The 23,151-nt window shown below is 72.5% G+C and carries 22 protein-coding genes and 1 pseudogene; 10 read left to right on the top strand and 13 right to left on the bottom strand.

Going from position 1 to position 23,151, the window contains the following annotated elements; genetic code table 11:
• Window positions 1–2: 2 nt before the first annotated feature.
• The 4 genes from K7396_RS19815 to hemL form a co-directional block, all read right to left on the bottom strand.
• Window positions 3–617, bottom strand: coding sequence for a TlpA family protein disulfide reductase (locus K7396_RS19815; RefSeq protein WP_086715800.1), 615 nt, complete (start codon window positions 615–617; stop codon window positions 3–5).
• 68 nt (window positions 618–685) lie between these two features.
• Complete coding sequence (locus K7396_RS19810) at window positions 686–1,909, bottom strand: polysaccharide deacetylase family protein (protein WP_086715798.1); 1,224 nt, start codon at window positions 1,907–1,909, stop codon at window positions 686–688.
• A gap of 147 nt (window positions 1,910–2,056) precedes the next feature.
• On the bottom strand, window positions 2,057–2,737 hold the full coding sequence (locus K7396_RS19805; protein ID WP_086715796.1) for a histidine phosphatase family protein: 681 nt from the start codon (window positions 2,735–2,737) through the stop codon (window positions 2,057–2,059).
• 53 nt (window positions 2,738–2,790) lie between these two features.
• Complete coding sequence (gene hemL, locus K7396_RS19800; protein ID WP_086715794.1) at window positions 2,791–4,098, bottom strand: glutamate-1-semialdehyde 2,1-aminomutase; 1,308 nt, start codon at window positions 4,096–4,098, stop codon at window positions 2,791–2,793.
• Between the two features lie 324 nt (window positions 4,099–4,422).
• On the opposite strand from hemL, the gene K7396_RS19795 reads away from it, so the two are divergent.
• Complete coding sequence (locus tag K7396_RS19795) at window positions 4,423–5,019, top strand: hypothetical protein (RefSeq protein ID WP_086715792.1); 597 nt, start codon at window positions 4,423–4,425, stop codon at window positions 5,017–5,019.
• 62 nt (window positions 5,020–5,081) lie between these two features.
• Here K7396_RS19795 and K7396_RS19790 read toward each other — a convergent pair whose 3' ends face one another.
• The 3 genes from K7396_RS19790 to K7396_RS19780 form a co-directional block, all read right to left on the bottom strand.
• The gene (locus tag K7396_RS19790) at window positions 5,082–5,879 is read right to left on the bottom strand and encodes an SDR family NAD(P)-dependent oxidoreductase (protein WP_086715790.1); all 798 of its coding nucleotides are present in this window, start codon (window positions 5,877–5,879) and stop codon (window positions 5,082–5,084) included.
• Window positions 5,876–6,520 (bottom strand): cupin domain-containing protein, encoded by a 645-nt coding sequence (locus tag K7396_RS19785; protein ID WP_223660118.1) that lies wholly within the window; start codon window positions 6,518–6,520, stop codon window positions 5,876–5,878. Before K7396_RS19785 ends, K7396_RS19790 begins: the two co-directional genes overlap by 4 nt.
• A gap of 241 nt (window positions 6,521–6,761) precedes the next feature.
• Window positions 6,762–7,340, bottom strand: coding sequence for a TIGR03086 family metal-binding protein (locus K7396_RS19780; RefSeq protein WP_223660404.1), 579 nt, complete (start codon window positions 7,338–7,340; stop codon window positions 6,762–6,764).
• Window positions 7,341–7,553: 213 nt separating this feature from the next.
• Here K7396_RS19780 and K7396_RS19775 point away from each other — a divergent pair.
• Window positions 7,554–8,470: pseudogene (locus K7396_RS19775) on the top strand (AraC family transcriptional regulator).
• Between the two features lie 93 nt (window positions 8,471–8,563).
• Here K7396_RS19775 and K7396_RS19770 read toward each other — a convergent pair.
• Entirely contained in the window at window positions 8,564–9,220 is a 657-nt protein-coding gene (locus K7396_RS19770; protein WP_223660117.1) for a TetR/AcrR family transcriptional regulator, read from the bottom strand.
• Window positions 9,221–9,420: 200 nt separating this feature from the next.
• On the opposite strand from K7396_RS19770, the gene K7396_RS19765 reads away from it, so the two are divergent.
• On the top strand, window positions 9,421–11,010 hold the full coding sequence (locus K7396_RS19765) for an FAD-dependent monooxygenase (RefSeq protein ID WP_086721186.1): 1,590 nt from the start codon (window positions 9,421–9,423) through the stop codon (window positions 11,008–11,010).
• On the opposite strand, the gene K7396_RS19760 is transcribed toward K7396_RS19765, so the two are convergent.
• A complete protein-coding gene (locus K7396_RS19760) occupies window positions 10,967–11,707 on the bottom strand; it encodes an AAA family ATPase (protein ID WP_152105010.1) in 741 nt (246 codons plus the stop codon). The genes K7396_RS19765 and K7396_RS19760 overlap by 44 nt on opposite strands.
• Window positions 11,708–11,836: 129 nt before the next feature.
• On the opposite strand from K7396_RS19760, the gene K7396_RS19755 reads away from it, so the two are divergent.
• Complete coding sequence (locus K7396_RS19755; protein ID WP_152105011.1) at window positions 11,837–12,172, top strand: YnfA family protein; 336 nt, start codon at window positions 11,837–11,839, stop codon at window positions 12,170–12,172.
• 82 nt (window positions 12,173–12,254) lie between these two features.
• Entirely contained in the window at window positions 12,255–13,013 is a 759-nt protein-coding gene (locus K7396_RS19750) for an SDR family oxidoreductase (RefSeq protein WP_152105012.1), read from the top strand.
• 121 nt (window positions 13,014–13,134) lie between these two features.
• Here K7396_RS19750 and K7396_RS19745 read toward each other — a convergent pair whose 3' ends face one another.
• Window positions 13,135–14,328: an RtcB family protein gene (locus K7396_RS19745; protein WP_086720210.1), complete on the bottom strand. Its 1,194-nt coding sequence runs from the start codon at window positions 14,326–14,328 to the stop codon at window positions 13,135–13,137.
• A 162-nt stretch (window positions 14,329–14,490) separates the two neighbouring features.
• Here K7396_RS19745 and K7396_RS19740 point away from each other — a divergent pair, with 162 nt between their 5' ends.
• The 3 genes from K7396_RS19740 to K7396_RS19730 all read left to right on the top strand — a co-directional run bounded on the left by K7396_RS19740 (window position 14,491) and on the right by K7396_RS19730 (window position 17,740).
• Complete coding sequence (locus K7396_RS19740) at window positions 14,491–15,396, top strand: hypothetical protein (protein WP_086720211.1); 906 nt, start codon at window positions 14,491–14,493, stop codon at window positions 15,394–15,396.
• 210 nt (window positions 15,397–15,606) lie between these two features.
• The gene (locus tag K7396_RS19735) at window positions 15,607–16,314 is read left to right on the top strand and encodes a DUF3558 domain-containing protein (RefSeq protein WP_086720212.1); all 708 of its coding nucleotides are present in this window, start codon (window positions 15,607–15,609) and stop codon (window positions 16,312–16,314) included.
• A 151-nt stretch (window positions 16,315–16,465) separates the two neighbouring features.
• Window positions 16,466–17,740 carry a DUF2637 domain-containing protein gene (locus tag K7396_RS19730; protein ID WP_086720213.1) on the top strand — a complete coding sequence of 425 codons (1,275 nt, stop codon included), beginning with the start codon at window positions 16,466–16,468 and terminating at the stop codon, window positions 17,738–17,740.
• Window positions 17,741–17,775: 35 nt separating this feature from the next.
• Here K7396_RS19730 and K7396_RS19725 read toward each other — a convergent pair whose 3' ends face one another.
• Complete coding sequence (locus K7396_RS19725; RefSeq protein ID WP_086720214.1) at window positions 17,776–18,000, bottom strand: hypothetical protein; 225 nt, start codon at window positions 17,998–18,000, stop codon at window positions 17,776–17,778.
• A 121-nt stretch (window positions 18,001–18,121) separates the two neighbouring features.
• Window positions 18,122–19,846, bottom strand: coding sequence for a lysine--tRNA ligase (lysS, locus tag K7396_RS19720; RefSeq protein ID WP_086720215.1), 1,725 nt, complete (start codon window positions 19,844–19,846; stop codon window positions 18,122–18,124).
• A gap of 176 nt (window positions 19,847–20,022) precedes the next feature.
• Here lysS and argS point away from each other — a divergent pair, with 176 nt between their 5' ends.
• Window positions 20,023–21,786, top strand: coding sequence for an arginine--tRNA ligase (gene argS / locus K7396_RS19715; protein WP_086720216.1), 1,764 nt, complete (start codon window positions 20,023–20,025; stop codon window positions 21,784–21,786).
• A 117-nt stretch (window positions 21,787–21,903) separates the two neighbouring features.
• Window positions 21,904–22,845 (top strand): class A beta-lactamase, encoded by a 942-nt coding sequence (bla, locus tag K7396_RS19710; RefSeq protein ID WP_086720217.1) that lies wholly within the window; start codon window positions 21,904–21,906, stop codon window positions 22,843–22,845.
• Between the two features lie 54 nt (window positions 22,846–22,899).
• Here bla and K7396_RS19705 read toward each other — a convergent pair whose 3' ends face one another.
• Complete coding sequence (locus K7396_RS19705) at window positions 22,900–23,085, bottom strand: CsbD family protein (protein ID WP_086720218.1); 186 nt, start codon at window positions 23,083–23,085, stop codon at window positions 22,900–22,902.
• Between the last annotated feature and the right edge of the window lie 66 nt (window positions 23,086–23,151).

Raw genomic sequence — 23,151 nt, 5'->3', positions numbered from 1 at the left:
GATCACTTCTCGGCGATCAGCGGGGTGATCATCTTGCGCAGCTCGTCCTCGGCGAGCGGGCCGATCGAGCGGGCGGCGATCCTGCCGTGCCGGTCGATGGCGAGGGTGGAGGGGATGGACTGCGGGTTGAGGCTGCCCTTGGGGAAGCGCAGCATCAGCCGGCCGGTCGGGTCGAAGAGGCTCGGGTAGGGCACCTTGTGCTCTTCCTCGAAGGCCGCGGCCTGCGACTTCTCGGAGTCGCGGGTGTTGATCCCGACGAACTGGACGCCCTTGCCCTTGGTCTCGTTCGCGACCTTGGCGAAGTTCGGGGCCTCGGCGATGCAGGGGCCGCACCATGATCCCCAGACGTTGAGGACGACGACCTTGCCCTTGAAGTCGGCGATGTCCAGCTTCTTGCCGTCGATGGTCTCGCCGGACAGCTCGGGCACCGGCTGCCGGTCATCCTTCTTGACGGTGGCGACGCCGTTCTTGCCCTGGACGAACCGGGTCTGGGACGAGCCGCCGGAGGCGCCGTCGCCGCAGGCACTGAGCGTCAGCGACGCGGCCGCCGCCCCTGCGGCGAGCAGGGTGATGCGGCGGCGGCTCGTGAGGCGGCGTGGGGCGCGGCAGGCACTCATGTGAAAAGTTTCGCATGGGCCATTTCCGGATCTTCCGCGCCCCCCTGGGGCCCGTGCGGCGCGGCGTGTCAGGCCACCGACAGATAGGCCCGCCAGCCCGCCGCGGGCCGGCGGCCGACGGGGAGCGCCTGGAGTCGGCGCACCGTCTCCGGGTCCTGGGCGTCCAGCCAGTCGGTGAGCTGCCGGAACGACACCAGGTGGACGTCCCGGTTCTGCTCGTTGGCGATGTGTTTCAGGGCGTCCTCGACGGCGTCCATGTAGATGCCGCCGTTCCACTCCTCGAAGTGGTTGCCGATGAAGAGGGGCGCCCGGTTGGTCTCGTAGGCGCGGCGGAATCCGGAGATATAGGCGTCGGCGGCCTGCTGCCGCCAGCCCGGATAGTTGACCGGCGGGGCGTGTGTCGAGTGCTTGGACTGGTTGGCGAGGATGTTGTAGTCCATCGAGAGCACCTCGAAAGAGTGGCCCGGGAACGGGATCTGCTGGAGCGGATAGTCCCAGAGGCCCAGTTTCTTCCGCGGCCAGCGCTGCAGGCCGCCGGGCGAGCTGGCGTCGTAGCGCCAGCCGAGTTCCCTCGCGGTGGGCAGCAGGTTCCGCTGTCCCAGGAGACAGGGCGTACGGCCACCGACCAGTTCCTGCCGGTAGTCGAAGGGCAGCGGGTCGAGGTCCGTGAACCCGGTGTTCGTGCGCCAGGTCGTGACGAATTCCATCGCCTGGTCGATCTCGGACTGCCACTGGAGGGGGGTCCAGCGCCTGACGGTGCCCGGGCCGGTGCAGAAGTGCCCGTTGAAGTGGGTGCCGATCTCGTGGCCGTCGAGCCAGGCCGCGCGGACGTTCGCCAGCGTCTCCTTGATGTGCTCGTCGCTGAGGTAGCCGATGGCGGAGGCGCCGGCGGGGTTGTTCGGCGGCTCGTAGAGGTGCTTTCGCGATTCGGGCAGGAGGTAGAGCCCGGACAGGAAGAAGGTCATCGCGGCGCCGTGGTCCTTGGCGAGCTTCAGGAAACGGGGGAAGAGGCCGTTTCCGACCTCTCCGGCCCCGTCCCAGGAGAAGACCACGAACTGCGGAGGGGTCTGTCCGGGCTCCAGCCGTCCGGGTGCTTTCGGCTGTCCGGGCTGCGCGCCGTAGTGCGCTGTCGAACCGTCACCGATGAGCTTGGGGCGGGCCTGTACCGAACTCCGTACGCGCGGGGCGTCCACCGCGGCGCGCGGGTTCGACGACGAGCAGCCGGCGATGCCCAGTGCCGTGGCGGCACCGGCTCCCATGCCCAGCAGGTCTCGCCGACTGATCGCGCGCATACCCTCGACCCCATCCGTGCTCGCCGAACTCAATATCCATATAAACGGACATTGGAGACGAGGGCATGTCGAGCATCGGGGGTAGCGGCCGGCCCGTCCGACGGTGCCGTCGGGGGCGGAACTGACGTTCCGCCACGTGACACGCCGTCAGGCCCCGAAAGCCTTGGCCTTTCCCTTGACGGGTTTGGCGCCCGCCAGAAGATGGGAGGGAACCAGGTCGCGCGCGGGCTCGCTGTACCCCACCGAAACGATCTTGTCGCCGTGGAAGGTGAAGGACGTCAGCGAGGCCAGCGTGCACTGCCGCTTCCGCGGGTCGTGCCACAGCCGTCGGCGCTCCGCGAAGCTGCGCACGATCCAGATCGGCAGCTGGTGGCTGACCGCCACCGCCTCGTGCCCGCGCGCCGCGTCCCGCGCCGCGCCGAGCGCCGCCATCATCCGGACGACCTGTTCGAGGTACGGCTCGCCCCAGGAGGGCCGGAACGGATTCGTCAGGTACTTCCAGTTCCCCGGCTTCTTCAGCGCGCCGTCACCGACCCCGAAGGTCTTCCCCTCGAAGACGTTGCCCGCCTCGATCAGGCGCTCGTCGGTGGCCAGCTCCAGGCCGTGCGCACCGGCGATCGGCGTCGCGGTCTCCTGCGCACGCTCCAGGGGCGAGGCGACGACATGCGTGATGTCCCGCCCCGTGAGGTGCTCCGCCACCCGGTCGGCCATCTTCCGCCCCAGGTCGGAGAGGTGGTAGCCGGGCCGGCGGCCGTAGAGGACGCCGTCGGGGTTGTGCACCTCGCCGTGCCGCATCAGATGCACCACGGTGATGTCTTCGCTGCTCATGTCACCCATTCATTCAGTCGTCGGCAAGCGGTCGCCGGTCCGTGCGCCGGTCCTCAGGCCGTCGCCGCGGCGGCGGCACGCGCGGCGGCCGGCAGGGCGGCGGCGATGCGCTCGACGGCCGCCGCGTCGTGCGCGGTGGACAGGAACCACGACTCGAAGGCGGACGGCGGGAGGTAGACGCCCTGCGACAGCATCGAGTGGAAGAAGGCGGTGAAGCGGAAGGACTCCTGCGCCTTGGCGGCGTCGTAGTCGGTGACCTCGGCGTCCGTGAAGAAGACCGTGAACATGTTCCCCGCGGCCTGGACCCGGTGCGCCACGCCCTCCTTCGCCAGCGCGTCGGTGACCAGGCCCCGCACCTGAGCGGAGACCGCGTCGACCTTCTCGTACGCGGCGTCGTCCAGCAGCCGCAGCTGCGTGACGCCCGCGGCGGTGGCGATCGGGTTCCCGGACAGGGTGCCCGCCTGGTAGACCGGGCCGGCCGGGGCGAGGTGCGCCATGACGTCCGCGCGGCCGCCGAAGGCCGCGGCCGGGAAGCCGCCGCCCATGACCTTGCCGAACGTCATCAGATCCGGACGAACCCCGTCAATGCCGTACCAACCGGCCTTGCTGACGCGGAAGCCGGTCATCACCTCGTCGGAGATGTAGAGCGCCCCGTCGCCGGCGCACAGGTCCTTCAGGCCCTGGTTGAAGCCCGGCAGCGGCGGCACCACACCCATGTTGCCCGGCGCCGCCTCCGTGATCACACAGGCGATCTCGCCCGGGTGCGCGGCGAACGCGGCCCGCACCGCCTCCAGGTCGTTGTACGGCAGCACGATCGTGTCGCCGGCCTGCGCGCCCGTCACGCCCGGCGTGTCGGGCAGCCCGAGGGTCGCCACGCCCGAACCGGCCGCGGCCAGCAGCGCGTCCACGTGCCCGTGGTAGCAGCCCGCGAACTTGATCACCTTCGGCCGGCCGGTGAACCCGCGCGCCAGCCGGATCGCCGACATCGTCGCCTCGGTACCGCTGGAGACCAGCCGCACCTGCTCGACCGGCTCGATCCGGGCCACGATCTCCTCGGCCAGCTCGACCTCGCCCGCGCCCGGCGTGCCGAAGGACGTGCCGCGGGCGACCGCCTCCTGGACGGCGGCGATCACCTCGGGGTGCGCGTGCCCGAGGATCATCGGCCCCCAGGAGCACACGAGGTCGACGTACTCGCGGCCGTCGGCGTCGGTGAGGTACGGACCGGTGCCGGACACCATGAACCGGGGCGTACCGCCCACGGCCCGGAAGGCCCGCACCGGAGAATTGACGCCGCCCGGCGTCACGGCGGACGCACGGTCGAACAGCGACTGCGAAACAGGGGCTTCATAGGGAAAAGACACTGGGATCCTGACCTGCATAAACGGCGGGCGGGCGGCGCGGGGACGCGGCCCGGCTGACGACGGGTGCGGGAATCTCCCGCGCGATACGCCCGCGGGCGCCGCACGGTTCACTCTCGCTCCTTTTTTGATTCCTCTCGCTCTCGACCGGGCGTCAGCCCCCACTCGTCTGCGAAACTGGGCCGACGTACGAGTAAGTCACGCAAGCAATGGTCTCAGAGGCGCACGGGGGCGTGCGGCCGGGCGTTTCACGCGCCGGTGACGGGGGAGGTCTCTGAGACGATGATCGGGTTGCGCGGCTGGGGCTGCGAGTGGTCGGGTGGAGATATGCATCGCGGTGGCGAACTGGGCGAGGGAACCAATGACCGGGGTCCCGAGCGCGCCCAGCGCGGCCGTCACCGGCGCGAGGAAACCACGGGTGACCGGACCACGCGCGAGGAAACCACGGGCCACGAGAGCACAGGCGGGGAAATCAGAGGCGGCCGCATGGGGGTGACGTACAGGTACTTCGGCGCGCCGAACGGCGCGACCGCGGCCCGGGTCCCGGTCTCCATGCGTCCCGAGGAGCTCGGCGGTGACGAGCTCGGCATGGGCGGCATGTTCAGCAAGATCAAGCCGGAGACGATGGCCGCCATGGTCCTCACCGGTATAGAGGGCATACCGCTCCACAAGGTTCCGCCGCTCGAACTCGTCGTGCTCCACCCCGACTACGCCGTCGTCAAGCTCCCCATGACGGTGGTCGACCCGCTGCGCGGGGTCGGTGAGGAGTCGGTCGGCGCGGCCGCCTTCATCTGGTCCACGGTCCCCGACCGCGGCGGTCCGCGCGACGCCTTCACCGTCTACCAGCTGCTGCACGAGTGGCAGGACTTCAGCCACCGGCTGCACGAGGCGGGGCACCAGGCGTACTGCCTGGTCTGGCCGTAACGGTTCAGCGGAGCCCCGGGGCGCGGTGGGCGGCCGCGCCCCGGCGCGACGGACCCCTCGGGTCACCACGTCGGCCGGGCCGAGACCCCGCCGTCCACCACCAGCTCGTGCCCGGTGATCCAGGACGCCATCGGCGAGGCGAGGAAGACACAGGCATCGCCCACGTCCTCTGGCCTGCCCAACCGCCCCGCGGGCGCCGCGGCTTGCCAGCGGCGCACCCCCTCCGGCCAGTCCCCGGCCAGGCCGGGACGGTCGATCAGGCCCGGCGAGACGCTGTTGACGCGGATGCCGTCCGCGCCGTACTCCAGCGCCGCCGCGCGCGCGTGCATCACCACCGCCGCCTTCGACGCGCAGTAGTGGGCGTGCCGCGGCGCGGGCCGGTCCGCCTCGATCGAGGCGATATGCGTCACCGAACCCCCCGAGCCCGCCCGCATCACGGCCGCCGCGGCCTGGGTGCAGGCGAAGACGCTGTGCACGTTCACGTCCGCCACCGCCCGCCAGTCGGCGAGCGACATCCCCGCCAGCTCCTGCGTCGGCTGCACCCCCGCGTTGTTCACCAGCGCGGTCAGCCGCCCGCGCCAGCCGGCCGCCTCGGCCACCAGGCGGTGGCACTCCTCCTCGACGGCCAGATCCGCGGCCAGCGCCAGCGCGCTCCCGCCCTCCGCCTCGATCCGCTCGACCAGCGCCCGCGCCGCCCCGGCGCCCGTGCGGTAGTGCGCCACGACGGCGGCCCCCGCGGCGGCGAACCGCAGGGCGATGCCCCGGCCGAGGCCGCCGGCGGCGCCGGTGACGAGGGCGACCTGCCCGCCGAGGTCGGGCAGCGCGGAGCGGCGGGCGGGGCCGGGCCCGTTGTCGGTCATGGGCGGCTCAGCACGGCGATCCGCGCCGCCTCCTGGGGAAAGCGCGCGGCCAGCTCGGCGGCGTCCCCGTGCTCGTAGTCCTCGAAGGTGAAACCGGGCGCCATCGTGCAGCCGAACAGCGTCCAGGAGCCGCCGTCGGCGACCTCGGCGGCCATCCAGGTGCCGGCCGGCACCGTGAACTGGACGTGCTGGCCGGCGAGGATGTCGGGGCCGAGGAGGACGGTGCGGGTGGGGGGTGAGGGCGTTGCGGGGGCCGGGGTGACGGCGGGGGTGGCTGTGGTCCCGGGGGCGCCGGGGGTCGGGGGGCCGGCGTGTGGGGTGTCGATGGCTGGGGGACCCGCGTCCGGGGCGTCGGCCTCTTCGGAGAGGAGGAGCAAGGTGAGCGGGTCGCCGCGGTAGTAGTGCCAGATCTCGTCGGTGGGCAGCCGGTGCAGGGCGGAGAAGTCGCCCGGTTCGGCGGTCAGCAGCATCACGATCGCCGAGCCCTCGGGCCGCCCGTCGGGGCGCGTCGGGCCCGCCCAGGTACGCCGGAACCGCCCGCCCTCACGCGGCAGCGGCGCCAGCCCGTAGAAGTCGATCAGGGCCTCGGGGAGCCGGTCGCGGGGCAGCCCTCGGTCGCGGGGCATCCGATGCTCGTCCATCCGCGGGCCGCCTTCCCGTCGTGTGCCGTGTGCCGTCTTCCCGCTGTGTGCCGTGTGCCGGTCCTGGGTGGTGCCGGGGCCGGGGCCGGGCCGGTCTCGTGCGCCGTAGCCGGTCCCGTGCGCCGTGGCGATCGCGGCCGTGATCGCGGCCGTGGCCGTGGCCGTGACCGAGCCTAGGGGCGATGGCGGCGTGGCGCGGGCGGCATCAGGCCATCTGTCGGAGCGGGCGGCCGACGGCCCGTCAGGCGCCCGTCCAGTGCGGGTCGCGGCCGGTCTCCGCCAGCAGGGCGTCGAGGCCCGAGGCGCCGGGCGGGAGGGGCAGCGGGTCGGCGAAGACGTTCATCCTCCGGGCGGTCGGGGCCATCTGGGCGACCAGCGCCCGCAGCTCGGCCACACAGCCGGGGGCCGGCGCGTACGGCAGGCCGGTCGCCCGCGCCAGGTCCCAGGCGTGCACCGTCAGATCCAGCAGCACCATCGCGCCGACGGTCCGGGCCGGCAGCCTCATCCTGCCGGTCAGGCCCTCCTCCGCGCCCGGCGCCGCCCACGCCGCGACCAGCCGCGCGGTCTCCTCGGCGAACCGGTCCGGCCACCGCGGCCCGTACGCCCCGAGCCGGTCGGGGGTGGTGCCGAAGTCGACGTCCTTCTTGGCGGCCAGCTCCTGGAAGGCGACGACCACTTGGAAGAGGTGGTTGAGCAGCGCCCGTACGTCGTACTCGGCGCACGGCGTCGGCAGCCCCAGCTGGTCGTCGCGCACCCCGCGCAGCACGGGGAGCGCCGCGGCGGCCGCCGAGTCGAGCAGCGCGCTGATCGGCGGGGGCACACGGGCCGGACCGGCGGGGTCGGGGGCGGCGGCAGTGTCCGGCCCGGTCGCGGCAGCAGCGTCCGGTCCGGTCGCGCCGGCGGGTCCATTCGGGAGGTTTTCATGCGTAATGTCGTGCTTGTCGGTCATGGCGATGACGCTACGGGCCGGTGCCGGGGGTGGCTTGAAAAAACGCGACAGGCCCCGCCCGCCCCGCGCCCCTAAAATTTCGGCATGGCCGCTCCACGGCGCGACACCCGGGGCATCGTCGACGCCTCCGGACTCTTCGCGCGGGTGCAGTTCCGCCGCCGCACCCCCGCCGTACCGCTGCGCCCCTATGTCGAGCACTACTGGCTGATCGACTGGGACCTCTCCGAGCCGTACGCCACGCATGTCGTCCCGCACCCCTGCGTGAACCTCGTCTTCCAGCGGTACGCCGACCGCCCCGGCTTCGGCGAGGTCACGGGCGCCGGGCGGCAGCTGTTCGCCCAGAAGCTGACGGGGCGCGGGCGGGTGTGCGGGGTGCAGTTCCGGCCGGGCGGGTTCCGGCCGTTCACCCCGGAGCGGCCCGCCACGGACTGGACCGACCGCAGACTGCCGCTGGCGACGGTGTTCGGGACCGGTGAGACGGCGGGCGCGGTACCGGGGCCGGAGGCCGCTGTCCCGGGAGCGGAGCCGGAGGCCGCTGCCCCGGCAGTGGAGACGGATGCCGTTGCCGCCGCATCGGAGCCGCCGGATGCCGCGGCCGCCGTGCTGGAGCCCGAGGACGAGGACGCCCGGGTGGCCGCGCTCGACGCCTTCCTGGTCCCCCGCCTGCGGGCCGGGCCCCACACCCTCGCCCAGGCCGGCCTCGCCATGGCGCTGGCCGACCGGATCCGCACGGACCGCACGATCCGCCGGGTCGCGGACTTCGCGGCGGCCGAGGGCCTGTCCGTACGGGCCCTGCAGCGGCTGTTCGCCGGGTACGTCGGGGTCAGCCCCAAGTGGATGCTGCTGCGCTACCGGTGCACGAGGCCCTGGAGCGTGCCGCGGCCGACGCGGACGTCGACTGGGCCGCGCTCGCCGCCGAGCTGGGCTACAGCGATCAGGCCCATCTGATCCGCGCGGTCACCGCCACGGTCGGGGTGCCGCCGACCGCCTACGTACGCTGACCCGCGCGCCGGGGCCCGCAGCCCTCAGGACCGCTCCGATCCTCCGAGCCGCTCCGCCTCCCGGACTGTTCCACCGTCAGGGCCGTTCCGCCGTCAGGGCTGTTCCGCCGTCAGATACCGCTGGACGGTGGGGGCCAGCCAGGCGACGAGTTCGTCGTGGCCGAGGTCCACGGCCGGCGGGATGTGCAGCACATAGCGGCACAGCGCCATGCCGAGTATCTGGGAGGCGATCAGCGCGGCCCGGGTCGGCGCCTCCTCGGGCACCGGGCAGACCGCCGCCAGCACCGGCTTGATCTGCTCCGCGAACACGCCGCGCATCCGCTGCGCGCCCGCCTCGTTGGTGACGCCGACGCGCATCATGCCGGTCAGCGTCTCGTCGCACTCCCAGCGCTCCAGGAAGTGACGTACGAGCCGGGCGCCGGCCTCCTCGCGCGGGACGTGGGAGAGGTCCGGGGCGTGCACCTCGATCTCGGAGGCGGCCGCGAAGAGACCGGCCTTGTTGCCGTAGTAGCGCATCACCATCGACGGGTCGATCTCCGCGTCCCTGGCGATGGCGCGGATGGTGGCGCGCTCGTAGCCGTCCGCGGCGAAGCGGTCCCGGGCCGCGGCCAGGATCGCGGCGCGGGTCGCGGCCGAGCGACGGGGGCGGGCGGGATCCGCCGGACCGGCGGCCGCGGCATCGATAGCGGTACCGGGATCGGCGTCGATATCGGCATCGGTACCGGCGGCGGAGGGAGCATGTTCGACCATGCCAACAACTGTAGGCCAACAGCCGTTGACACGCCAGAGCCGAGCGCCTTACGCTTGCCAACAAGCGTTGACCCACATGCGTTGGCACGCACACCGACGCGGGCCCGGGCGCAGGCTCAGAGACAAGCAGAGGCAAGGCAGAGGCAAGGCACGGCACGGCACGGCACGAACAGGCGCAGGAGGCGGACAGCATGGATGACATGAAGCACCGGACCGGTCACGACGGCCCCGAGAAGGGCAAGGTGCCCGCGGCCCGCGATACGGACGTCATCGTCGTCGGCGCCGGCCCCACCGGCCTGCTGCTCGCCGGGGACCTCGCCGAGGCGGGACTCGGCGTCACGCTCCTGGAGCGCCGTCCCGCCACGATCAGCAACCTCACCCGCGCCCTGGCCGTCCACGCCCGCACCCTGGAGCAACTGGACGCCCGCGGTCTCGCCGACGAGCTGGTCGCCGGCGGCCATCGGCTCGCCGCCCTCCGCCTCTTCGGGGACGCCGCCTTCGACGCGACCCGGCTCCGCTCCCGCTTCCCGTTCGTGCTGATCACCCCGCAGTTCGAGGTCGAGCGGCTGCTGGAGCGGCGGGCCCGCCGGGCCGGGGTCGCCTTCCGCTACGAGGCCGAGGTGCTCGGCCTGGACCAGGACGCCGACGGCGTGACGGTGCGTTTCCGTACCGGCGAGGGCCTCGGCAGCCTCCGTGCCGCGTACGCCGTCGGCACCGACGGCGTCCACAGCACCATCCGCGAGGCCGTCGGCCTGCCGTTCCCCGGCAAGTCCGTGATCCGCTCGCTGATGCTCGCCGACGTCCGGCTGGCCCAGGAGCCCGAGTCCCCCTTCACCGTCGACGCCAACGACGACGCCTTCGCCCTGATCGGCTCGTTCGGCAACGGCTGGTACCGCGTCATCGGCTGGAACCGCCACCGCCAGGCCGACGACGCCGCGCCCGCCGGCCTCGACGAGGTCCGCGAGTGCGCCCGGCTCGCCCTCGGCAGGGACTACGGCATGTACGACGCCCGCTGGGTCTCCCGCTTCCACAGCGACGAGCGCCAGGCCCCCGAATACCGCGTGGGCCGCGTCTTCCTCGCCGGCGACGCCGCGCATGTGCACTCCCCCGCCGGCGGGCAGGGCATGAACACCGGCCTCCAGGACGCCGCCAACCTCAGCTGGAAACTCGCCGCGGTGCTCCGGGGCCACTCCCCCGACAGCCTGCTGGACAGCTATCAGGCCGAGCGCCACCCGGTGGGCAAGCAGGTGCTGCGCAGCAGCGGCGCGCTCATCCGGGTCGCCATCCTGCGCACCGGCCCCTGGCGCGCCGTCCGCACGCTCGGCGCCCGGCTCTTCAACCACCTGGGGCCGCTGGCCCGCCGCGCGATGCGCACCGTCTCCGGCATCGGCATCGCCTACGCGGCCGGGCCCGGCACCCACCCCCTCGCCGGCCGGCGCGCCCCCGACATCCGCCTCGCCGACGGCAGCCGCCTCTACGCACTCCTCCGCCAGGGCAGATTCGTCCTGATCACTCCCGCCGACGAGCCCGGCGGACTGCGGCCCGCCGCCGACCGTGTGGTGACCGCGTCCTGGCGCAGCGACCGCCGCACGGCACTCCTCGTCCGCCCCGACGGCTATATCGCCTGGGCCACCGATGCCACGGCCCCGGCCGAGCGCGCCACGGCGCTGCGGTGCGCCCTCCAGCAGTGGACCGGCGCCGCGCCCGAGGACGACGGCTCCACAGACGCCGCCCGGCCCGCCGCCCTCACCCCTCCAGCACGTGCCGCAGATACTTCCGGGGGTCGTTGAGATAGCGCCGCCAGTGGTCGACGAGCCCCAGCTCCGCCCACTCCACGCGCCGCATCCCGTGCTCGCCGACCTCCACGATCGCCGCACCGGGCAGCGCCGTCAGCAGCGGCGAGTGGGTGGCGCAGACGATCTGTGCCCCACTGCGCCCCAACTCGTCCATCAACCCGACCAGTTCCAGACAGGAGGAGAAGGACAGTGCCGCCTCCGGCTCGTCCAGCACATACAGGCCCCGCTGCAGGAACCGCTCCCGGAAGGCCAGCAGAAAGCCCTCCCCATGGCTCAGCTCCTCCGGGGACCGGGACAGCCGGTTCGACCTCCGCTCCCCGCTCAACGCCTCCAGCGCCGTCTCGGCCCGCAGGAAGAACCCCCGCCGGCGGACCCGCGGGCCGCGCACCATCTGCCGGCCCTCCCGCGTCGGATCGAACCGCATCAGACCGCCGAGCAGCGAGGCCTCCCGCGAACTCGCGTACTTGTAGCCCGCCGAGCCGCCGTACGAATCCAGTCCGAAGCCTTCCGCCAGCGCCTCGGCCAGCGTCGATTTGCCCGACCCGTTCTCCCCCACCAGAAAAGTCACCGGGGCGGGGAAGGTCAGCCCCTCCTCTGCCAGTTGGCGCACACACGGCACCGTCCAGGGCCAGCCGCTCCCGGCCGTCCCCTCCCCCGGCGGAACGTCCACGTAAGCCCGTTCGATCAGCATGCCCCGAACCTGCCACACCCCACTGACAGCCGCCCCGCCCTCCACGCCCCGGCCCCCTGCAGCACTCCCCGCCGGCCGCCCTGCCCCAGCCGGGGGCGTGGAGGCACCCGGTTTCCGTAGGCTTCCCCCATGCTGTTCGCCCGCTCCGCCGCCCTCTTCGTCCTCGCCGGCCTCTTCGAGATCGGCGGTGCCTGGCTCGTCTGGCAGGGCGTCCGCGAGCACAAGGGCTGGGTCTGGATCGGCGCCGGAGTGATCGCGCTCGGGGTCTACGGCTGGGTCGCCACCCTCCAGCCGGACGCCGCCTTCGGCCGGATCCTCGCCGCGTACGGCGGTGTCTTCGTCGCCGGCTCGCTGGCCTGGGGCGCGGTCGCCGACGGCTACCGCCCCGACCGCTGGGACGTGACCGGGGCCCTGATCTGCCTGGCCGGAATGGCCGTGATCATGTACGCCCCCAGGGGCCGCTGACCGCGCCTGCATATCCTGGCCGGGGACCACCCTCCCCCGGCCCTCGCGGAGCAGGGGGACCCCCACCGCCCTGAGGAGTGCCATGACCGCCGAGGCCCGTACCGCCGTCGTCACCGGAGCGAGCAGCGGCATCGGCGCCGCCACCGCGCGCGCACTGGCCGCGGCCGGCTACCGCGTGGTGCTCACCGCCCGCCGCAAGGACCGCATCGAGGCGCTCGCCGCCGAGCTGCCGAACGCCGAGGCCCACGCGCTCGACGTCACCGACCGCGCCGCCGTCGACGCCTTCGCGGCCGCGCTCGGCCGCTACCCCTCCATCGACGTCCTGGTCAACAACGCCGGCGGCGCCTACGGCGCGGAGCCCGTCGCCACCGGCGACCCCGCCGACTGGCGCGCCATGTACGAGGTCAATGTGCTGGGCGTGCTCCACATGACCCAGGCGCTGCTGCCCGCGCTCACCGCCAGCGGCGACGGCACGGTCGTCGTGCTCTCCTCCACCGCCGGCCATGGCACCTACGAGGGCGGCGGCGGCTACGTCGCCGCCAAGCACGGTGCCCATGTCATCGCCGAGACGCTCCGCCTGGAGCTGTGCGGCGAGCCGGTGCGCGTCATCGAGGTCGCCCCGGGCATGGTCAAGACCGACGAGTTCGCCACCACCCGCTTCCGTGGCGACGCCGCCAAGGCGGCCAAGGTCTACGAGGGCGTCGACCAGCCGCTGAGCGCGGAGGACGTCGCCGACACCATCACCTGGGCGATCACCCGCCCCTCCCACGTCAACGTCGACCTGCTGGTGGTCCGCCCCCGCGCCCAGGCCTCCAACTCCAAGGTCCACCGCACCGCCTGAGCCCCCCGGACACGCGGCCCGGCTCCGGCTCCGGGCGCCCCGCACCCCGGCCCACGCGCAAAAGGGCGGTCCGGCGCACACCGCGCGGGACCGCCCCGGGCCCGGGCCCACCGAACCCCGCTCAGCCCTTCACACACACCACCTGCTTGAGCTTGGCCACGACCTCGACCAGGTCCCGCTGCTGGTCGATGACCTTCTCGATCGGCTTGTAGGCGCCGGGGATCTCGTCCACCACACCGGAGTCCTTACGACACTCCACACCCCGCGTCTGGTCCTCCAGATCCCGCGTGGAGAACCGCTTCTTCGCGGCGTTCCGGCTCATCTTCCGGCCGGCGCCGTGGGAGGCGGAGTTGAAGGACGCGGCGTTGCCCAGTCCCCTGACGATGTACGAGCCGGTGCCCATCGAGCCCGGGATGATGCCGTACTCGCCGCTGCCCGCCCGGATCGCGCCCTTACGGGTCACCAGCAGGTCCATGCCGTCGTACCGCTCCTCCGCCACATAGTTGTGGTGGCAGGAGATCACCGGCTCGAACGTCGGCCTGGCCTTGCTGAACTCCTTGCGGACGACGTCCTGGAAGAGCGCCATCATCACGGCCCGGTTGTGCTTGGCGTACTCCTGCGCCCAGAACAGGTCGTTGCGGTACGCCGCCATCGGCGGGGTGTCCGCGATGAAGACGGCGAGGTCGCGGTCGACCAGGCCCTGGTTGTGCGGCAGCTTCTGCGCCTGCCCCATGTGGAACTCGGCCAGCTCCTTGCCGATGTTCCGGGAACCGGAGTGCAGCATCAGCCACACCGCGCCGGCGTCGTCGAGGCAGAACTCGATGAAGTGGTTGCCGCTGCCCAGCGAACCCATCTGCTTCGTGGCGCGCTCCTGGCGGAACTTGACGGCGTCGGCCACCCCGTCGAACCGCGACCAGAAGTCGCCCCATCCCGCGGTCGGGTAGCCGTGCAGCCGTCCGGGGTCGACGGGATCGTCGTGCATCCCGCGCCCCACCGGAATCGCCTGCTCGATCTTCGAGCGGAGCCGGGAGAGGTCGCCGGGCAGGTCGTCCGCGGTGAGCGAGGTCTTGACCGCGCTCATCCCGCAGCCGATGTCCACACCGACCGCCGCCGGGCAGACCGCGCCGTGCATGGCGATGACCGAGCCGACCGTGGCGCCCTTGCCGTAGTGGACGTCCGGCATCACGGCCAGGCCCTTGATCCACGGCAGGGTGGCGACATTGCGCAGCTGCTGCATCGCGACGCCCTCGACCGTGGCCGGATCCGTCCACATCCGGATCGGCACCTGCGCGCCGGGCACCTCGACGTACGACATGAGTTCCTCATTCCCCCGAATTTGTAAAAAACGCAAAAGCCGGACAATTTATCCGATCTTGGACGGCGAACCGGCGTTTGCGGCAAGACGTGCGATAGACATTGTGTCCATCGGCCGCCGACCGGCGGCAACCGCATTTCGCAGGGGAAGGAGCCGCGAACGATGCCACGGAAGCCGTTCGTACCCGGTGCCGCGCTGGTCGTGGCCGTGGCGCTGGCCGCCGGTCTCGCCGGCTGCAGCGACGACTCCGGCCCCGACGGCGGCGCCGCCGACGCCAAGGACGGCAGCACCACCTCGTCGAGCCAGGCGGCCGAGCCGGGCCGCTACCAGACCCTCCCGGAAGCCTGCGGGCTGCCCTCGCGCCGCATCATCCGCGGCATGCTGCCCGGCGACGGCCAATCGCTGTCGAGCGCCGACGCCAAGAAGATCTACGGCGGCCAGGCCGACATCACCTATGACACCGACCGCCGCGTCGGCTGCCACTGGACCCGCGAGACGACCGCGGGCACCCGCCACCTGAGCCTGGACATCCAGCGCGTGGTCTCCTACGACTCCGCCGTCAGCGACGACGACAAGGCGCAGGGGATCTACGACAAGAAGGCGCTGGCCGCACAGATACCGTCCGGCGGCGCCGGCTCCCCCACGCCCGCCGCCCCGTCCCCGTCCGCCTCCAAGAGCAAGGACAAGGGCGAAGGAGCCGTCGCGAACGGCTCGAAGGACAAGGACGCGAAGGACAGCACGACAGGCAAGAGCTCCTCGGACGGCGTGGGCAAGGCCCCCTCCGGGAGCCCCTCGCAGGCGTCCGGCCCGAGCACGGACCCCGGCGGCTCCACCGCCCCGCGCGTCCTGGACGACCTCGGCGACGCGGCCTTCCTCAATGACAAATTGGTCACAGCGGACTCCGGCGTGCACCGCGACGTCACTGTGGTCTTTCGCACGTCGAACGTCATCGTGCAGCTCACCTACGACCAGTGGTCCACGGACAAGTCGATGTTGCCGGACAGCCAGGAACTGCAGGACAAGGCCCGTTCGCTGGCCACCGAGCTCTCCGACAGCCTCAGCGAATAGTCCGTTTCCAGCGCCTTGACCGCTTTGCCGGTCACCTGCGGGAAACGCCCGATTTCCCCGGTGTGCTCATCGACATGAATCGGTCACCCACCTCGCCACGCCGCGTACCGTGCCGTCTAGCCCTGCCCCGTACGCGAGGCGGGGCGGGCTCCACGGCCATCACCCCCGGCCGTGCCCGCCGACCAGACGACGACGAACAGCGAAGGAACCATGCACCGTTCAGCCAAGCGCCTCGCCAGCCTTCTCACCTGCGCAGCAGTACCGGTGCTGCTCGTCGCCGGCTGCTCCGGCTCGGACAGCGACAGCTCCGGTGACGCCTCCTCCTCCGCCGCCCCCGGCAGCGCCAAGCCGTCGCCGACCGTCGCGCCCGCGAAGTTCAAGACGCTGCCGAACCCGTGCGAGGCGTTCTCCAAGGACACCGTCAAGAAGATGCTGCCCAAGGCGAAGGACACCTCCGGGGACCGCGGCAAGTCCACCGACAACGCCTCCCACGGCACCTGCTCGTGGACCAGCTCGGACGAGAAGGGCGTCGACGGCACCCAGTGGCGCTGGCTGGACGTCGGCTACCAGCGCTACGACTCCGACCCGGGCGTCGGCAGCGGAGACAAGCGCGCCACGGACTTCGCCACCAAGCAGATAGCCGACGCGAAGGCCACCAAGGACGCCAAGAAGGTCTCGACCGTCCAAACCTCCGGCACCGGCGACGAGGCGACCGCGATCACCTACGACGTGAAGCGCGACGGCACCAACTTCAAGAACACCACCGTCGTCGCCCGGACCGCCAACATCGTCGTGACGGTCAACTACAACGGCGCGGGCCTGGCCGGCGCGGACGCCCCCAAGAGCGCCGACCTGCTCAAGCAGACCCAGGCCGCCGCCAAGGAGGCGGTCACCGCCGCCACCAAGGCCAACGGCTGACCGGACGCACAGCGCCCGGGCCCGGTCCCGGACCCGGGCGCCGGTCACCTCCCAGGGGCCTTCACCGGGCTCCGCCCGTACCGGCACACGTCCTTCCGCGGGCATGTGCCAGGCTGTCGCTCGCAACAGACCGACTGGGAGGGGTCCTCGGGTGGCCGCGCCACTGAAGCTGACACGCACGCACCGGATACTCATCGGCGTGGTGATCACCGGCGCGGTGGCCATCGCCGCCATCGGCTTCGCCGGCTCCTACGCGGCCGTGCGCGAACTCGCCCTGAAGAAGGGCTTCGGCACCTTCGCCTACTTCTTCCCCATCGGCATCGACGCGGGCATCTGTGTGCTGCTCGCCCTGGATCTGCTGCTGACCTGGATCCGGATGCCCTTCCCGCTGCTGCGGCAGACGGCGTGGCTGCTGACGGTCGCGACGGTGGCGTTCAACGCCGCGGCGGCGACCGATCCGCTGGGCATGGGCATGCACGCCGTCATTCCGGTGCTGTTCGTCGTCACCGTCGAGGCCGCCCGGCACGCCGTCGGGCGGATCGCCGACATCACGGCGGACAAGCACATGGAAGGCGTGCGGATCACGCGCTGGCTGCTGGCGCCCGTCCCGACGTTCCTGCTGTGGCGGCGGATGAAGCTGTGGGAGCTGCGGTCCTACGACGCGGTGATCAAGCTGGAGCAGGAACGGCTGGTGTACCAGGCGCGGCTGCGTTCGCGCTTCGGCCGGGCCTGGCGCCGCAAGGCTCCCGTGGAGTCCCTGATGCCGCTGCGGCTCGCCCGCTACGGCGTGCCGCTGGCGGAGACCGCTCCCGCGGGCCTGGCCGCCGCGGGCATCGAACCGCAGCTGCTGCCGGCGCCCCGGCCGTCCGCCGCCACCCCCGCCCTGGAGCCGACGGCGCAGGAGCCGGCCGGGGCCGCGGTCCCCGACGCAGGAGCCGGAGCCGAGGCCGGTGCCGGCACCGAGGCCGAGGAGCTGCCGAGCCAGTGGTTCGCGGCCCCGCAGCAGGTGACGTACCGGGGGAACTACGACCCGGCGTTCGTCCCCGGGCAGGAGCACGGGGCCGCGCCCGACGAACACCAGGTGCCGGCCGGCGCGCAGGCCCCGGTACCCGCGCCGCGCGCGGCGGAGTCCGGCCGGCAGGTCCCGGTGCCCAACGGCGCGGGCGGGACGCGGCCGCTCGGCAAGGGCGCCCCGGAGGCGGAACCGCAGCCCGCGCAGGCACCGGCCGCGGCCCCCACCGAAGAGGACCTGTACCAGGTCTTCCGGCACTCGATAGAGGGCGAAGGCATGCCCACACCGGGCGCGTTCGCCGCGAACCTGGAGGCGCAGTACGGCGTCCGCCTGCAGCCGCGGGACGTGAACCGCTACGTGGACCGGTTCAGCGACCGCCTCAACGCGGAGCTGATGGACGAACACATCGCCTGACGCGCCCGCCGGTTGCCGTACGACGGCCCGCCCCGCTACAGCGCCCCCGCTCCCGTCTCCCCCCGCTGCTTGTCCTTGCGCTTCTTGTCCAGGTCGCCCCACACGGCCAGTGCCGCGCCCGCCGCGAAGAGGCCGGCGTAGGCGACCGACGGGAGGTCGAACCAGTGGGGCAGCAGCCCCCAGGCATGGTCGAAGAAGACCTGCCCGATGAATCCCATGACGCCCTGGATCATGACGATGAAGCCTAAGAATCCCCTCATGGCTCCAGCGTGAAGGGTCCGGCCCCGGGAATCCTCGTCCCGGGGGCCGAACCCTTCTCCTCCCTCGGTCGGAGGCCGCGCGGGGTGTCTACGACTCCCCGGCGGCGCTCCGGCGGGCCCGTCAGCCGCCGAGCAGCTCGCGCACCCGGCCGGCGCCGACGGCCAGCAGCAGGGTGGGCAGCCGCGGCCCGGTGTCCCGGCCGACCAGCAGCTGGTAGAGCAGGGCGAAGAAGGCACGCTGGGCGACCTTCAGCTCCGGGGTCGGCTTGGCGTCCGGCTCCAGACCCGCCTGGACCTTCGGGACGCCGTAGACCAGGGTCGTCAGGCCGTCCAGCGACCAGTGCTCGTCGAGGCCGTCGAGCAGCAGCCGCAGCGAGCCCCGGGACTGCTCGTCGAGCGTGCCGAGCAGCTTCGCGTCGGGCTCGTCACGGACGATGGTGCGCTGCTCGGCCGGGACCTGGGTGTTGATCCAGTACTCGGCCTTGGCCAGCCGCGGCCGGGTCTCGTCGAGCGAGGTGACCGGGTTGTCCGGGTCGAGTTCGCCGAGGATCCGGAGCGTCTGCTCGTCGTGGCCCGCGGTGATGTCGGCGACCGAGGCGAGCGTGCGGTACGGCAGCGGGCGCGGGGTGCGGGGCAGCTCGCCGGCGGCGGTGCGGGCCGCGCGGGAGTACGCCGCGGCGTCGGCCGGCAGCGCGGTGCCGTCGGCGACCTTGGCCTCCAGCTTGTCCCACTCGTCGTAGAGCCGCTGGATCTCCTGGTCGAAGGCGATCTTGAAGGACTGGTTGGGCTTGCGGCGGGCGTACAGCCAGCGCAGCAGCGGCGCCTCCATGATCTTCAGCGCGTCGCCGGGGGTCGGCACCCCGCCGCGCGACGACGACATCTTGGCCATGCCGCTGATGCCGACGAAGGCGTACATCGGCCCGATGGGCTGCGCGCCGTCGAAGATCTGCCGGACGATCTGGCCGCCGACGACGAAGGACGAGCCGGGCGAGGAGTGGTCGACGCCGGACGGCTCGAAGATCACGCCCTCGTAGGCCCACCGCATCGGCCAGTCGACCTTCCAGACCAGCTTGCCGCGGTTGAACTCGCTCAGCCGGACCGTTTCGCCGAAGCCGCACTCGGTGCAGGTGTAGGCGAGCTCGGTGGTCTCGTCGTCGTAGGAGGTGACCGTGGTCAGGTCCTTCTCGCACTGCCCGCAGTAGGGCTTGTACGGGAAGTAGCCGGCCGAGCCGCCGCTGCCGTCGTCCTCGGCGGCCGCGCCCGAGCCCTCGGCGGCCTCCAGCTCGGCCTCGTCGACCGGCTTCTGCGACTTCTTGGCCGGCGCCTTCTTGGTGCGGTACTGGCCGAGGATCGCGTCGATGTCCGCGCGGTGCTTCATCGCGTGCAGGATCTGCTCGCGGTAGACGCCGGCGGTGTACTGCGCGGTCTGGCTGATGCCGTCGTACTCGACGCCCAGCTCGGCCAGCGCCTCGGACATGGCGGCCTTGAAGTGCTCCGCCCAGTTCGGGTACGCCGAGCCGGCCGGGGCCGGCACCGCGGTCAGCGGCTTGCCGATGTGCTCGGCCCAGGAGTCGTCGACGCCCGGCACGCCGTTGGGGACCTTGCGGTAGCGGTCGTAGTCGTCCCACGAGATGAGGTGGCGGACCTCGTACCCGCGGCGGCGGATCTCGTCGGCCACCAGGTGCGGGGTCATGACCTCGCGGAGGTTGCCGAGGTGGATCGGGCCGGACGGGCTCAGGCCCGAGGCGCAGACGACTGGTTTGCCCGGGGCGCGGCGCTCCGCCTCGGCAATGACCTCGTCCGCGAACCTGGAGACCCAGTCGGTCTCGGTGCTCTGCTGAGCCACGATCGGCCCTTCCTCTTCCTGGTGCTTCCTGAAATGCGCCGTCTTGCGCGCGGGCGCCCAAATGCCTGACGGTGCCCATTCTCCCAGACGAAAAATCAGTGGTAGTGCCGTGGGATACTCATTGGCAAACCCTTTCCACTCCGACGACACCTCCCTCCGGAAGAGAGCTCATCTTCATGGCCTCGGTCACTTCTCTCGCAGCTTCGGTCCACCAGCGCGTCGCGGACGCCCTCTCGGCAGCCCTGCCGGAGGCCGGCGCCGCGGACCCGCTGCTGCGCCGAAGCGACCGGGCGGATTTCCAGGCCAACGGCATGCTGGCGCTCGCCAAGAAGCTCAAGGGCAACCCGCGGGAGCTGGCGACCAAGGTCGTCGCGGAGATCGGCGAGAGCGACCTCCTCCAGGAGATCGAGGTCTCCGGCCCCGGCTTCCTCAACATCACCGTCGCCGACCGGGCGATCACCGAGACGCTGGCCGCGCGCGCCGCCGACGACCGGCTCGGCGTACCGCTCAAGGAGCAGCCCGGCGTCACGGTCATCGACTACGCCCAGCCGAACGTCGCCAAGGAGATGCACGTCGGGCACCTGCGCTCGGCGGTCATCGGCGACGCCCTGCGCCACATCCTGGACTTCACCGGCGAGCGGACCATCGGCCGGCACCACATCGGCGACTGGGGCACCCAGTTCGGCATGCTCATCCAGTACCTGATCGAGAACCCCGGCGAGCTGGCCCCGGCGGCCGACGTCGACGGCGAGCAGGCGATGAGCAACCTCAACCGCGTCTACAAGGCCTCGCGGGCCGTCTTCGACTCCGACGACGACTTCAAGGAGCGGGCCCGCAAGCGGGTCGTGGCGCTCCAGTCCGGCGACGCGGAGACCCTCGACCTGTGGCAGCGGTTCGTGGACGAGTCGAAGGTCTACTTCTACTCGGTCTTCGAGAAGCTGGACATGGAGGTCCGCGACGACGAGATCGTCGGCGAGTCCGCGTACAACGACATGATGGCCGAGACGGCGCGGCTGCTGGAGGAGTCGGGCGTCGCGGTCCGCTCCGAGGGCGCGCTGGTGGTCTTCTTCGACGAGATCCGCGGCAAGGACGACCAGCCGGTGCCGCTGATCGTGCAGAAGGCGGACGGCGGCTTCGGCTACGCGGCCTCCGACCTCTCCGCGATCCGCGACCGCGTCTTCGGCCTGAAGGCGACGACGCTCCTGTACGTCGTCGACGTCCGCCAGTCGCTGCACTTCCGGATGGTCTTCGAGACGGCCCGCCGGGCGGGCTGGCTGACCGACGACGTCACCGCGCACAACATGGGCTACGGCACGGTCCTCGGCGCCGACGGCAAGCCGTTCAAGACCCGGGCGGGCGAGACCGTACGCCTGGAGGACCTGCTCGACGAGGCCGCCGAGCGGGCGACCGCGGTGGTGCGCGAGAAGGGCGCGGCGGTCGGCCTGACCGAGCAGGAGATCACCGAGAACGGCGCGCAGGTCGGCATCGGCGCGGTGAAGTACGCGGACCTGTCGACGTCGCCGAGCCGGGACTACAAGTTCGACCTGGACCAGATGGTGTCGCTGAACGGCGACACGTCGGTGTACCTCCAGTACGCCTACGCCCGGATCCGGTCGATCTTCCGCAAGGCCGGTGACGCGGCCCCCGCGGCGCACCCGGAGCTGCCGCTGGCCCCGGCCGAGCGGGCCCTGGGCCTGCACCTCGACCAGTTCGGCGAGACCGTCGCCGAGGCCGCCGCGGGCTACGAGCCGCACAAGCTCGCCGCGTACCTCTACGGCCTGGCCTCGCTGTTCACGACCTTCTACGACCAGTGCCCGGTCCTGAAGGCCGAGGGCGGCGCGGACCAGATCGCGAACCGGCTGTTCCTGTGCGAGCTGACCGCCCGCACCCTCCACCAGGGCATGGCGCTGCTCGGCATCCGGACGCCCGAGCGGCTCTGACCCGCGCGCGTCGTCCGGCCGCCGCCGCGTCCCGCCGTCGCCTACGCTCCTGCCGCAACGGCCCCGTACTCCACAGGTGTTGTACGGGGCCGCTCAGGTCTCACGGGAGGGGCAGCGATGCAGCGAGCAGCACACCGGAACGGCCGGCCGGCCACGCCCGCCGGCGGTCCGCCCCGGCGCGCCGCGCTGGGCACCGGAGCCGGACTCCTGGCGGCGGGCCTCCTGGCGTCCGCCACCCCGCCCGCGGCCGCGCGGCCCCGTACCGCCCGCACGCCGTACGCGGCGCTGCGCCGGCTGGAGCACGCGCACCGGGCACGGGTCGGCGCCTTCGCCCACAACACGGTCACCGGCGCGACGGCCGCCTACCGCGCCCACGCCCGGGTCCCCCTCTGCTCGGTCTTCAAGACCCTTGCCGTCGCCGCGGTGCTGCGCGACCTCGACCGCGACGGGGAGACCCTGGCCCGCCGCATCCGCTACACCGCCGCCGACCTCGTCGACAACTCGCCCGTCACCGAGCGGCACGTCGCCACCGGCCTGACCATCGCCGACCTGTGCGCCGCCGCCCTCCGGCGCAGCGACAACACGGCCGCCAACCTGCTGCTGCGCGAACTCGGCGGCCCGGCCGCCGTCACCGCCTTCGCCCGCTCCCTGGGCGACCGGACCACCCGCCTCGACCGCTGGGAGCCGGACCTCAACTCGGCCGAGCCGTGGCGGACGACGGACACCACCAGCCCCGCCGCCATCGGCACCGCCTACGCCCGGCTGCTGGTCGGCGACGCGCTCGCACCGTCGGACCGGGGCCGGCTGACGGCCTGGATGAAGGGCAACGAGACCAGCGCGCACCGCTTCCGCGCCGCCCTGGACGAGGACTGGACCGTCGCCGACAAGACGGGCACCGGCTCCTACGGCACCGGCAACGACGTGGGCGTGGCCTGGACGCCGGACGGCACCCCGATCGTGCTGGCCGTGCTCACGAGCAAGCCGGAGCAGGCCGCGGACGCCGACGATGCGCTGATCGCGAGCGTGACGCGGGTGCTCGTCCGGGCCGTCGCGGACTGAGCGGCCGAGCGGGCCGGGGCCCGGAATCGCAGGGCGCGGTGGGGGACCGGCGCGTCAGTGCTGCCAGGGCCTGCGTACCGCGTCCTTGGTCTTCTCGGCCGCGTCCAGCCCCTGACCTGCGTGCTTCTCGGCCTTGCCCTCGGCCTCCAGCTTGCGGTTGTGCGTGGCCCGGCCGACGACTTCCTTCATGGCGCCGATCACCTGCGCGCCCTTGGCCTGCATCTTGCGCTTGGCGGTCATGGTTACCCGCTCCTCGGTCGGTCGGGGTCTTCCTTGACAACCGGTCCGTGCCCGGCGTGCGGCGGA

This window comes from Streptomyces angustmyceticus (assembly GCF_019933235.1).
Lineage (GTDB): Bacteria > Actinomycetota > Actinomycetes > Streptomycetales > Streptomycetaceae > Streptomyces > Streptomyces angustmyceticus.
Note: the sequence above shows the minus strand (reverse complement) of the source record. Positions and strands in the feature narration are given on the sequence as shown.

Excerpts from the sequence above, each read along its gene's own strand:
- K7396_RS19815 (WP_086715800.1), bottom strand. The coding sequence starts at position 617 with ATGAGTGCCTGCCGCGCCCCACGCCGCCTCACGAGCCGCCGCCGCATC.
- K7396_RS19810 (WP_086715798.1), bottom strand. The coding sequence starts at position 1,909 with ATGCGCGCGATCAGTCGGCGAGACCTGCTGGGCATGGGAGCCGGTGCC.
- K7396_RS19805 (WP_086715796.1), bottom strand. The coding sequence starts at position 2,737 with ATGAGCAGCGAAGACATCACCGTGGTGCATCTGATGCGGCACGGCGAG.
- K7396_RS19795 (WP_086715792.1), top strand. The coding sequence starts at position 4,423 with ATGCATCGCGGTGGCGAACTGGGCGAGGGAACCAATGACCGGGGTCCC.
- K7396_RS19790 (WP_086715790.1), bottom strand. The coding sequence starts at position 5,879 with ATGACCGACAACGGGCCCGGCCCCGCCCGCCGCTCCGCGCTGCCCGAC.
- K7396_RS19785 (WP_223660118.1), bottom strand. The coding sequence starts at position 6,520 with ATGGACGAGCATCGGATGCCCCGCGACCGAGGGCTGCCCCGCGACCGG.
- K7396_RS19770 (WP_223660117.1), bottom strand. The coding sequence starts at position 9,220 with ATGGTCGAACATGCTCCCTCCGCCGCCGGTACCGATGCCGATATCGAC.
- K7396_RS19765 (WP_086721186.1), top strand. The coding sequence starts at position 9,421 with ATGAAGCACCGGACCGGTCACGACGGCCCCGAGAAGGGCAAGGTGCCC.
- K7396_RS19760 (WP_152105010.1), bottom strand. The coding sequence starts at position 11,707 with ATGCTGATCGAACGGGCTTACGTGGACGTTCCGCCGGGGGAGGGGACG.
- K7396_RS19755 (WP_152105011.1), top strand. The coding sequence starts at position 11,837 with ATGCTGTTCGCCCGCTCCGCCGCCCTCTTCGTCCTCGCCGGCCTCTTC.
- K7396_RS19750 (WP_152105012.1), top strand. The coding sequence starts at position 12,255 with ATGACCGCCGAGGCCCGTACCGCCGTCGTCACCGGAGCGAGCAGCGGC.
- K7396_RS19745 (WP_086720210.1), bottom strand. The coding sequence starts at position 14,328 with ATGTCGTACGTCGAGGTGCCCGGCGCGCAGGTGCCGATCCGGATGTGG.
- K7396_RS19740 (WP_086720211.1), top strand. The coding sequence starts at position 14,491 with ATGCCACGGAAGCCGTTCGTACCCGGTGCCGCGCTGGTCGTGGCCGTG.
- K7396_RS19735 (WP_086720212.1), top strand. The coding sequence starts at position 15,607 with ATGCACCGTTCAGCCAAGCGCCTCGCCAGCCTTCTCACCTGCGCAGCA.
- K7396_RS19725 (WP_086720214.1), bottom strand. The coding sequence starts at position 18,000 with ATGAGGGGATTCTTAGGCTTCATCGTCATGATCCAGGGCGTCATGGGA.
- argS (WP_086720216.1), top strand. The coding sequence starts at position 20,023 with ATGGCCTCGGTCACTTCTCTCGCAGCTTCGGTCCACCAGCGCGTCGCG.
- bla (WP_086720217.1), top strand. The coding sequence starts at position 21,904 with ATGCAGCGAGCAGCACACCGGAACGGCCGGCCGGCCACGCCCGCCGGC.
- K7396_RS19705 (WP_086720218.1), bottom strand. The coding sequence starts at position 23,085 with ATGACCGCCAAGCGCAAGATGCAGGCCAAGGGCGCGCAGGTGATCGGC.